Here is an 11036-nt window from a genome sequence, read left to right on the forward strand (position 1 = left end):
CCAGCGAGCCTCGAAACCACGCTAGGGAGGCGACATGACTGACGACGTGATGCAGCGCGAGCGCGCCGACGTCGGGTCCTTCGAGGACATCGCCGCGGCGGCCGAGCGGACCACGGGGATGAGTGACTTCGGCGACACCGCGCACGAGGAGGGCCTGCGGATCCTCGTCGAGGACCTCAACTCCGCCGAGGCGGGCCTCACCGGCAAGGGCAACTACTTCCAGCGCTCGGAGGTCAAGAGCGCGCTGGTCGGCCGGCTGCTCACCCAGGCGCAGTTCAACGCGCGGCCGGAGCACGTCGACGTACCGATCGAGCGGCCGATCTTCGTGATGGGCCTCCCCCGCACCGGCACGACGGCTCTGCACCGGCTGCTGCACGCCGACCCGAGGGCGCAGGGGCTGGAGATGTGGATCACGCAGTACCCGCAGCCGCGACCGCCCCGGGAAACCTGGGAGACCGACCCGATCTTCACCGCGATGCAGCAGGCCTTCCAGGCCCACCACGTGGCGAACCCGGAGTACCTCGGCATCCACTACATGGACGCCACCTCGGTCGAGGAGTGCTGGCGGCTGCTGCGCCAGACCGGCAAGTCGAACTCCTACGAGTCGCTGGCGAACGTGCCCCGCTACACCGAGTGGCTGGCCAAGCAGGACTGGACCGACGCCTACGCACGCCACAAGCAGAACCTGCAGCTGATCGGGCTGAACGACCAGGACAAGCGCTGGGTGCTGAAGAACCCGTCGCACATGACGGCGCTCGACGCGCTGATGACCGTCTACCCCGACGCGCTCATCGTCTACACGCATCGCGACCCGGTCACCTGCATCGCCTCGTCCTGCTCGCTGTCGGCCGAGACCACCGCCGGGCACTCCACGACCTTCGTCGGCGAGACCATCGGGCGCACCCAGCTCGACCTCTGGTCGCGCGCCTACCACGCGTTCCACGAGGCGCGACCGAAGTACGACCAGGCCCAGTTCGTCGACGTCGCGTTCTCCGACCTGGTCAAGGACCCGCTCGGCGTGACCCGCAGCATCTACGAGCGGTTCGGGCTGGACTGGACGCCGGAGGTGCAGGCCGCGATCGAGGAGATCGACCGCGAGTCCAGACAGGGGGCCGCCAAGCCCTCCCACTCCTACCGCCTCGAGGACTACGGCCTCACCGAGGACGAGGTCCGCGCCCGCTTCCGTTGAATGGGGGGTTCGTTCCCGTCGAGTGGGGGTTCGTGCCCTGCGAGTTGGGGGTTCGTGCCCGTCGAGTTGGGGTTCGTGCCCCGGCGTACGGCGCACGCCGTCGGATGAGATCCGCAGCGCTGGGTAGCACAAGCAGACCGGAATGACGCCCGCGGTGGAGGCGCGCGATGCACTGGCTGCTGCGGGTGCAGGGCGTCGACGACCTCGCGGAGGTCGCACGTCCAGATCGAAGGCGACGGTCAGCTCAGCGTCGTACGCAAGGACGGGGACCGGCCCCAGCGGGCGTGCCGGCGCGAGGCCTGAGGGACGAACACCCGACTCGACGGGCACGAACTCCCCACTCGACGGGCACGAACTCCCGATTCAACGGGAGCGGCGGCGGAGGATCGCGTAGCCGATGCCGAGGGCGGCGAGGGCCGCGGCGGCGGTGCCGGGCGTGGCGCGGAGGCGCTGGTACTCCTCGGTGATCGAGGGCCACAGCGTCTGCTCGAGCAGGAGGCCGGCGTGCTCCGGCGTCGGGGAGAGGTCGGTCACGGGCACGGGCTCGCCGAAGGCGATCCGGACGCGGCGCGGCAGGTGGGACCGACGTCGCTCGGTGCCGGAGATCGCGGTCGGCACGATCACGGCACCGGTCTCGATCGCCAGACGAGCCGCTCCGCGCCGAGGCAGGCCCAGGCGCTCGGGATCGGGCACCCGCGTGCCCTCGGGGAACAGCGCCAGCACGTCACCACGCTCGAGGACCGCCCGCGCGGTCTCGATCGCCTCGTCGTCCGAGGACCCACGCAGCACCGGGAAGCCGCCGAGGGCGACGAACAGCCGGGCCCGCCAGTCGGTGAACAGCTCGGCCTTGCCCATGAAGTGGAGCCGGCGCCGGCAGACCACGGCGATGAAGAACGGGTCCCAGAAGCTCTTGTGGTTGGGGATGAGCACCACCGGCCCGGTCTTCGGGATGTTCTCGGTGCCGGTGGCGGTGAGGCCGAAGACCAGCCTCATCACCGGGACGAGCAGCATCTTCGCGAGGAAGTACACCACCGGGTTGCTGCCCTTGGTCCGGGCCAGCCGGTGTGCCTCCTCGTACGGCAGGCTCACCTCAGGACTCCTGGCGCGAGGCCTTCAGCGCCTGCCAGCCCCAGCGGCCCAGGACCGCCGCGATCAGCACGTTGACGACGATCAGCACGGAGTGGGCGACGTAGTACCCGGTCGGGCGGTCCTCCTGCGTGTCGATCAGCGCCTTGGTGAAGCGCGCGTAGGTCAGCACGTTCCAGACGGCGACGAGCAGCAGGACCACGGCGTGCTTGCGTTCGAACCTCACGCCGGAAGCCTACAAACGCCGTGGTCGTCCGGGTTTCGGCAGGCTCAACCACCCGGCCGTCAGGCCAGCGGAAGGGTGAGCGTCAGGACGGCTCCGTGACCGTCCTCACGTGGTGCGGCGGACACCTTGCCGCCATGGGCTGCGGCGACGTCGGCGACGAGGGCGAGGCCGAGTCCGTAGTGCCGTCGAGGAGACGTGGCCTCCCGGGTGCTGGCGAACCGCTGGAACATCCGCGGCAGCACCTCGGCGTCGATGCCGGGCCCGTCGTCGGTGACCGCGATCTGGCACGAGCCCCGGCCGGCCCTCACGTCGACCGTCACGGCGGTCGTGGCATGGTCCAGGGCGTTGTCGACGAGCGCGATGACGGCCCTGCGCAGCGACGACTCGGACCCGCGTACGACGGCCTCGTCCTGCCCCGTCACGGTCAGCTCCTTGCCCTGCTCGCCCGCCAGCGCCACCGCCGACTCGACGGCCTCGGCGACGACCACGCCGACGTCGACCTCGTCGTGCGCGACCGACCTGCGGGTGTCGGCCGCGGCGAGCAGGTCGTCGAGGATCTCGCCGAGCCGGTGCGTGTCGGCGAGGACACCGTCGATCTCCCCGGGAGCGGGGGTCTGTCCGCGACGCAGCTGGCGGCTGAGCAGCTGCACGCGGGTGCTGAGCAGGGTGAGCGGCGTGCGCAGCTCGTGGCTGGCGTCCGCGACGAAGCGGCGCTGCATCGCCAGCGACTCCGCGAGCGGCCGCAGGCTGCGCCAGGCCAGCACGACACCGGCGAGCGCCGCCAGCACCACGCCGAGCCCGCCGGCGGAGAACAGCGCGACCTGGAGCCGGTGCCGCTCGGCCTCGTACTCCTCCTGGTCGTAGATCGCCTGGTTGACGCGGTCGCCGACGCGCTCGGTGCGCACGAGGTAGCGGTCGTGGCCCTCGCGGACGAGGTGCTCGCGCACGATCCCGTCGGCGCGCGTGGCGGCCATGTCGGCCTCGATCGGGAAGCCCTCAGGGAGCTCGGGCGAGCTCAGCCGGTGGCCGCCGCGCTCGACGACGACGAGGACGCCTCGCGGCGCCTCCTTCGGCTTGTCCACGTTGGCACTGGCGCTTCGGACCGCCTGCCGGCCCTCGTTGGCCGCCGAGCGGTCGGCGACGACGAACACCGTGATGCCCACCAGCACGACGCAGGTGAGCACCAGCAGGGCGGTCTGCAGGCCCATCCGCCAGGCGGCGCGGCCGAGCTCCCAACCGGTCACAGCCGGCCCAGCCGGTAGCCGACTCCCCGGACGGTGAGCACGCTCTCGCGACCGAGCTTGCGGCGCAGGTAGTGCACGTAGGTGTCGACGAGGCCCTCGTCCTCGGCGTCGTCGAACGCGGCCTCGAGCAGCTCGTCGCGGCTGAAGACCCTCTTCGGGCTGCGCGCGAGGTGGAGGAGCACGTCGGCCTCGCGCGCCGAGAGCGAGACCACGTCGCCGTGGTCGAGGCTCACCTCGCGCGCGGCGACGTCGAAGGCGCCGCCCGGCACCCGCACCACGTCCGCGTGCTCGACGTGCCGGCGCAGCAGGCCGCGGAGCCGGGCGAGGAGCTCGTCGACGTCGAACGGCTTGGACACGTAGTCCTCGGCGCCCGCATCGAGACCCTCGACCCGGTCGGCCGGGTTGCCGCGTGCGGAGAGCACGAGCACCGGCGTGACGATGCCCTTCGAACGGAGCCGGCCGAGCAGGTCGAGGCCCTCGATCGCGGGCAGGCCGCGGTCGAGCACGATCACGTCGTAGCTGCGGGTGAGCCCGAGGTGGAGACCCCGCTGGCCGTCGGGCGCGACCTCGACGTCGTACCCCTCCTCGCCGAGCAGCCCGTCGAGGAGACCGGCGAGCTCCCGGTCGTCCTCGACGAGCAGCAGGCGAGCCATGACAGAAGGCTAGGGCCAGGAGGGGGTCGGCGTACGACGACCGTCAGTTGCCGTCGCCGTCACGCTCGCCGCCCTGGGCCGGCTTCCTGGAGACGTCGGACCACGCCGCCTTCGCGCCGCTGTGGCCGATCAGCGCCACGTCGACCAGGGTCGCGCCGGAGAGCAGCACGGCGACCACCGAGACGGCCGCGACGAGGCCCTTGCCGGGCGTCTGGCCGCTCGCGGTGCGGCGCTGGAGCCAGTAGAGCGCGATCGCGACGAGCGCGAGCGGGATCACGAACCAGATCAGGGAGTCGGCGAGCTCGGAGTGCTCCTCGATCAGGCGGGTGTCGCCGACGCGGCTCTCGAGGGACTCGCCCGAACCTGTCGACAGCGGGACGAGGACGCAGGAGGCGAGCGCCGCCAGCACGGGGACCGGGCCGACCCAGGCGCGGAAGCGCGGGAGGACCGCTGCCAGGACGACCAGCAGGGTGGTGGTGGGGACGAGGACAACGGTCGCGTGCACGATCAGGGGGTGCATCGGGAGGCCGAAGATGGTGTCCAGCACGGTGCAGCCTTTCTCTGAGGACAGGTCGGCGCCAGTTTTCTGGGCATTTCTTGACGTCTCCTTGAAACACCCGAACCACCAGCACCTCCCGCCCCACCGTGCCGACGGCGGTCGGACCGCTACCGGCGGCGCACCACGACCCGGGCGCCGTGCTTCGGCACCGAGGTGATGTTGCGGACCTTGGGTTGCTCGCGGGCCCCGGGCGGCAGGCCGAGGTCGTACGCCGCGAGCACCTCGCGGAGCACCACGACCCCCTCCATGAGCGAGAAGCCGGCGCCGATGCAGCGGCGTACGCCGCCACCGAACGGGATCCAGGTGTTCGCGGCGACCTCGCCGGAGAGGAACCGCTCGGGACGGAACGCGGCGTGGTCCGGGTGGCTGGTCTCGGAGCTGTGCGCGAGGATGATCGAGGCCGCGACGTTCGCACCGGCGGGGAGGTCGATGCCGCCGACGGTGGCCGGCGCCATCAGGTGGCGCACCACCATCGGGATCACGGGGTGCAGCCGCATCGACTCCTTCAGGACGGCCTCGAGGTGGTCGTGGTCGCCGCGGAGGGCCGCGGCCCGTGCCTTCCCCTCCTGCACCGGGTCCTTCGCGAGCTCGTGCAGCGTCCAGGCCAGTGCCGTCGCGGTGGTCTCGTGGCCGGCCAGCAGCAGGGTGACCAGCTGGTCGCGCAGTTCCTCGTCGGTGAGGCCGGTGTCCGTGGGGTCGTCCTCGTCACGGACCAGGAGCAGGCGGGACAGCACGTCGCTGCGCGACTCGAGATCGCGCGCCGTGCGGCGCTCGGCGATGAGGGCGTAGATGACCCGGTCGAGGGCGACCTGGTTCTCGAACGCGCGACGCCAGGGGCCGAGCCGCTGCAGCCGGGGGAAGCCCCAGCCGAGGAACACCGCCGGGCTCACGTTGACGGTGCGGTTCACCAGCGGCCGCAGCTCGGCGAGGCGTCCCTCGTCGGTCACCCCGAACACCACCTGCAGGATCACCTCGAGGGTCAGCGCGTTCATCCGCTCCAGCGTCCGGAACGGCCGCCCCTCGTCCCAGGAGCCGACCTCGGTCTTCGCCAGGCCCTCGACCATCGACTCGTAGCCGCGGAGTGCGTGCCCGTTGAACGCCGGCATCAGCAGCTTGCGGGCGCGCTTGTGCTGGGCGCCGTCCACGAGGAGCAGCGAGTGCTCGCCCATGACCGGGCCGAGGATCGCGTTGCCCTTGCCGGCGTGGAAGATCTCGGGGTCCCCGGCGAAGATCTCGCGCACGTGCTCGGGCCGGTTGAACACCACCAGCCAGCGGCCCTCGGGGAGGATCCGGATGGAGAAGACGTCGCCGTACCTGCGGTGCAGGTGCGGGATCCACTGGTGGCGGAAGCGCATCAGCGCGATGCTCTGCAGGAGGCCGGGGTACTTCGGCCCGTCCGGTACGTCGGCGGGGTCGACGCGGCCGCTCACGCCCTGGGACAGCGGGCGCATCCGCTCGAAGCGGGCCTCGGTGCGCGGGTCGGCGTCTGTGGTCATGGGTTCGATGCTACGAGCCACTCGCCGGGTCGGGATCCGACCACGGTAGGAGTTGCAGGCATGCCAAGGGCCTGCGAGGCGATGTCCCTGGCTGGTTACCTTCTCCGGTCCAGGGTCCCGCGGTCACCGCTCGGTTTCACCGATCGTCGCGCAACGCATGCGTCCCGCTCGCCGACCCTTGCGGTTTCCTCGCCCGTCTCGCAGGCCACCGTCATCGTCACGCTCGCAGGTGCGCGCCACCAGGGTCGAAGGTCCCGGGCTGGTCCCCGGCTCGGCGTGCCCGCTCAGACCAGCCCGGTGCGCCGGGCGATCGCGGCCGCCTCGGTGCGCCCGCTGGCCCCGAGCTTGGCCAGGATGTTCGAGACGTGCACGCTGACCGTCTTGGTCGAGATGAACAGCTGCTTGCCGATCTCGCCGTTGCTGCGCCCGTCGGCCACGAGGCTCAGGATCTCCGCCTCGCGCGCGGTCAGTGCGTGGCCGGCCGTGCCGCCGGACGCGGCGCGGCGCGCACCCGCACCACCCATGCGGCGCAGCTCGCTGAGCAGCGGCTCGGCGCCGAGGCGCTGGGCGGTCTCGCGGGCCTGGTCGGCGAGCACTCGCGCCTCGCCCTGCTCACCGGTGGCGTGGAGCACGGCGGCCAGACGCGCCTGGCTGCGGGCGATCTCCCAGACGTGGCCGTAGTCCTCGAAGCGGCCGAGGGCGTTGCGCCAGGCCTCGATCAGGGCCGGCTCCTCCGGCGAGTCGACCCCGGCCAGCCAACGGAACCGCAGGTGCTCCGCGGAGAGCCGGGCCGCCCAGGCCATGCCCTCCGGGCCCCAGTGGGTGGCCTCCTCGGCCTGGAGCGCGAGCGTGCGACGAGCGCCCTCGAGCACGCGGGCCGCCTCCGCGGCGACACGGTCGCGCTCGGCCGTCGACATCGTGCCGACCAGGCTCGCGAGCGCACCGATCGTCACCGCGCCGAGCCGCACGCGTGCGTGGAAGAACTCGCGCCACATCACCGTCATCGCCTCGACGACCCGGTCGTGCTCGGCGAGCACCTCGTCGAGGTCGCCGGCGTCGGCATACAGCTCGATGAGGGCCGGGCCGATGGTGATCGGGATCAGACCCTCCTTGTGCCAGTGCGGGCGCACCTGCGGCACGACCGCCATCACGCTCTGGTCGCCCTGGGCTGCGCGGACCGTGATCGTGATGCCGGCCAACAGCGTCTCGGCGACCGCCGGAGGGGCCTGCCCGCTGACGTCGGCCAGGCGCAGCGCCTCGTCGAAGTCACCGGTGATCGTGGCGATCTGCGCCTGCAGCAGCCGGCTGTCGAACCCGAACGGCGCCCAGGGCTGGCCGACCTCGGCAGCCCGCGCCGCGGACTTCGCGAAGCTCTCGACGGCCGGGCCGAAGCGGGCGCGGTCCTGGTGCCAGCGGCCGAGGAGGTAGCGCGAGCGCAGCTCGGCGTTGTGCACGCCCGCCTCGGTCGCGCGCCGGACCGCCTCCTCGAGGCCGGACCGGACGTCCTCCGGGTCGCGGGCACCGAGGCTGGCGAGGGTGGTGAGCACGTCGGTCGCGATGCGTGGGAGGTCCTGGGTCTCGGCGAGGGTGAGCGCTTCGGCGCCGTACTCGCGGGCCTGCTCGACGTTGTCGTGGAACGCGTGCGCCCGGGCGTGCACCGAGAGCAGCAGGGCGCGCAGCGGCGTCGGCTGGTCGGGCACCAGCTCGAGCGCGGCGTTGGTGAACTCGAGCGGGTCGAGGCGGTTCTCGTCGACCATGACCGCGTTGGCCATCGCGATCAGCAGCCGGCCGCGCTGCTCGACCGGCCAGTCGTCGGCGAGGCCGTCGAGCAGCTCGCGCAGCACCGAGATCGCGCGCATCGCCCGGCCGGAGGCCACCAGGGCGTTGGCCGCGCGGGAGCCGAGCAGGCCGATGTCGACCGGGACCTCGGCGCGCGCTCCCGGGTCGGAGAGCAGCTCGAGCGCGGTCTGGTAGTGGTCGGCCGCCTCGTCGGGGCCGCCGACCGCCATCGCCTCGTCGCCGGCGCGGATGCTCGCGTCGACCGCGGTGACCAGGTCGCGCGCGACCCGGGCGTGCCGGGCCAGCTCGGCGGCCGTGCCGTTGGCGCGACCCGAGGCGAGCGCGTCGACGTACGCCGCGTGGAGCCGGACCCGCTCGCCGGGGAGCAGGTCGTCGTAGACGGCTTCGGCGAGGAGGGCGTGGCGGAAGCGGTAGAAGTCGTTGCTGGTCGGCACGAGCACGTTGAGCTCGACGGCCTCGCGCAGCGCCTGGTCGAGCTCGCCCTCGCCGACGCCGGCGACCTCGGCGAGGAGCCCGTGGGAGACCCGCCGCCCTGAGACGGACGCCGCACGGACCACCTGCTGGGCGGTCTCGCTGAGCCGGTCGAGGCGCACGAGCAGCAGCTCGGCGAGGTCGTCGGGGACCCCGCGCGACATCCACGCCGCACCGACGAGCTCCTCGACGAAGAACGCGTTGCCCTCGGCGCGCGCCACGATGCCGGCGACCGCGCTCTCGCGCAGCGGCTCGGGGTGCAGCTGCTTGACCAGGGACCGCACGGCCCGGGGCGGCAGCGGCTCGAGCTGCATGCGCGCGATGCCGGGGATGCGGCTCCACTCCGCGGTGGCGCGTCGCAACGGGTGGCGGCGGTGCATGTCGTCGGAGCGGTACGACGCGATGATCGCGACCCGGCCGTCGCAGGGGCGCGAGAACAGGAAGCTGAGCAGGTCGCGGGTCGAGGTGTCGGCCCAGTGGACGTCCTCGATCACCAGCAGCAGCGGGGCGACCTTCGCCATCGCCTCGAACAGGGCGAGCACGGCGTCGAAGAGGTCGGCCCGGCCGACGGCGGCGGACGCGTCCTGCTCGGCGCCCTGCATGGTGCGCCGACCGGGCTGGAGGGCCCGGAGCACCGGTCGCTCGTCGGTGATCGTCTCGATCAGCTCGGGGAAGTCGGTGGTCAGGCGCCCCATCACCTCGGAGAACGGCAGGTAGGGCAGCGCGCTGTCGCCGAAGTCGAGGCAGTGCCCGGCCACGACCTGCCACCCCTGGGTGAACGCGACGTCGCGCAGCTCGGTCAGCAGCCGGGTCTTGCCCACCCCGGCGTCGCCGGCCAGCAGGACCGCGCGGCACGGCGGTGCCGCGTCGGGCATGCGGACGCCCAGGAGCGAGACCAGCTCATCCAGCTCGCCCTGTCGCCCGATCAGGGTCCGAGCGTCACCGGGGGACTCAGGCAGGGGCACGCCCCCCATCATGACGGGTAGGACCGACAGATCGCTCACCGTTTGTCGGTCAGCGTGCGTTCGGTCGCGTGGACCACAGCAGGCGCCACATGCGGACCTGCTGGGCGTCGGGACGCATGCGCTCGCGCCGGTAGGCGAGCTCGGCTCGGTAGGTGTCAATCGTGTGCATGACCGTGACACTGCGCCCCTGAGGTAGGCCCGCACATCGGACGAGTGCCCTAGATCGAGACGCCCCCGAGATCGCCTACCTCAGAGGGGTCGCCGGTGGGCTGCACCGGCGTACGCCGCACCCCGACATTCCGTGCGGATCGGGCACCGCGGCCCGTAGCGTGGCCCCGTGGAGCAGCCCGGCCAGTACCCCGACCCCTCGCACACGATCGCCCACCTCAGCGACCCGCACCTCCTCGCCGGCGGTGCCCTCCAGTACGGCCACGTCGACACCGAGGCGCGCCTCACCGCGGCGCTCGACCGGCTCCGTCGGCTGGACCCGGCGCCGGAGGCGCTGGTCTTCACCGGCGACCTCGCCGACAAGGGCGAGCCCAAGGCCTACCGGCTCCTCCGCGAGCTGGTCGAGCCGGTCGCCGACTCGATCGGGGCCCAGGTGATCTGGGTGATGGGCAACCACGACGATCGGGCGGCGTACGCGCGTCAGCTGTTCGACGTGGACTCCGAGGACGACCAGGACCGGGTCCACGACGTCGCCGGCCTGCGGGTGGTCAGCCTCGACAGCACGGTGCCGGGCTGGCACCACGGGGAGCTGACCGACGCGCAGCTGGCCTGGCTCGCCGACGTGCTGGCGACGCCGGCGCCGCACGGCACCGTGCTGGCGATGCACCACCCGCCCATCCCGGTGCCGATGATGCGGCTCGCCGAGATCATCGAGCTCAAGGACCAGCAGCCGCTGGCCGAGGTGCTGGCCGGCAGCGACGTGCGCGCGATCATCGGCGGGCACTTCCACTTCACGTCGTTCTCGACCTTCGCCGGCATCCCCGTCTCCGTCGCGTCGGCGACCTGCTACACCTCGGAGCTGTCGCCCGACCAGCGCCTGCTGTCCTCGGTCGACTCCCACCAGGCGTTCTCGATGGTGCACGTGTACGCCGACCGCGTGGTGCACTCGGTCGTACCGATCCACGACGGCCCGGAGATCGCCGGCTACGGCATGGACATGGCCGCACCGTTCGAGGCGCTCAGCGTCGAGGAACGGTTCGCGATGGTCTCGCGCAAGGACTCGCCGCTGTACGCCGGCGAGTAGGGGGCGGCCCTGGGTGGCTGAGCTTGCCGAAACCACGCTTGGCGGTCGCGGTCGGTGCCGGGGGAACGGGCAGCGACGACGGAGGCCGGCGCGGG

At 72.5% G+C, this 11036-nt stretch carries 9 protein-coding genes; 2 read left to right on the forward strand and 7 right to left on the reverse strand.

The genetic code is table 11. The features are described 5' to 3' along the window. The first annotated feature begins 34 nt into the window (after positions 1-34). Positions 35-1189 (forward strand): sulfotransferase family protein, encoded by a 1155-nt coding sequence (locus EFL26_RS09715; RefSeq protein WP_123222691.1) that lies wholly within the window; start codon positions 35-37, stop codon positions 1187-1189. A gap of 363 nt (positions 1190-1552) precedes the next feature. Here EFL26_RS09715 and EFL26_RS09720 read toward each other — a convergent pair whose 3' ends face one another. The 7 genes from EFL26_RS09720 to EFL26_RS24885 all read right to left on the reverse strand — a co-directional run bounded on the left by EFL26_RS09720 (position 1553) and on the right by EFL26_RS24885 (position 9689). Then, on the reverse strand, positions 1553-2278 hold the full coding sequence (locus EFL26_RS09720) for a lysophospholipid acyltransferase family protein (RefSeq protein ID WP_123222692.1): 726 nt from the start codon (positions 2276-2278) through the stop codon (positions 1553-1555). Between the two features lies 1 nt (position 2279). Further along, the gene (locus EFL26_RS09725; protein ID WP_123222693.1) at positions 2280-2501 is read right to left on the reverse strand and encodes an SCO4848 family membrane protein; all 222 of its coding nucleotides are present in this window, start codon (positions 2499-2501) and stop codon (positions 2280-2282) included. Between the two features lie 59 nt (positions 2502-2560). After that, positions 2561-3745, reverse strand: a complete 1185-nt coding sequence (locus tag EFL26_RS09730; RefSeq protein WP_123222694.1) for a sensor histidine kinase — start codon at positions 3743-3745, stop codon at positions 2561-2563. Further along, a complete protein-coding gene (locus EFL26_RS09735) occupies positions 3742-4398 on the reverse strand; it encodes a response regulator transcription factor (protein WP_183408118.1) in 657 nt (218 codons plus the stop codon). Before EFL26_RS09735 ends, EFL26_RS09730 begins: the two co-directional genes overlap by 4 nt. Before the next feature lie 43 nt (positions 4399-4441). After that, a complete protein-coding gene (locus tag EFL26_RS09740; RefSeq protein WP_123222695.1) occupies positions 4442-4945 on the reverse strand; it encodes a DUF2231 domain-containing protein in 504 nt (167 codons plus the stop codon). A gap of 119 nt (positions 4946-5064) precedes the next feature. Then, the gene (locus EFL26_RS09745; RefSeq protein WP_221176915.1) at positions 5065-6453 is read right to left on the reverse strand and encodes a cytochrome P450; all 1389 of its coding nucleotides are present in this window, start codon (positions 6451-6453) and stop codon (positions 5065-5067) included. A gap of 284 nt (positions 6454-6737) precedes the next feature. Next, positions 6738-9689 (reverse strand): helix-turn-helix transcriptional regulator, encoded by a 2952-nt coding sequence (locus EFL26_RS24885; protein ID WP_183408119.1) that lies wholly within the window; start codon positions 9687-9689, stop codon positions 6738-6740. A gap of 337 nt (positions 9690-10026) precedes the next feature. Here EFL26_RS24885 and EFL26_RS09755 point away from each other — a divergent pair, with 337 nt between their 5' ends. Continuing rightward, on the forward strand, positions 10027-10941 hold the full coding sequence (locus tag EFL26_RS09755) for a phosphodiesterase (RefSeq protein ID WP_123222697.1): 915 nt from the start codon (positions 10027-10029) through the stop codon (positions 10939-10941). Positions 10942-11036: the final 95 nt, after the last annotated feature.

The sequence above is a fragment of the Nocardioides pocheonensis genome (assembly GCF_003725535.1).
Taxonomy (GTDB): Bacteria; Actinomycetota; Actinomycetes; order Propionibacteriales; family Nocardioidaceae; genus Marmoricola; species Marmoricola pocheonensis.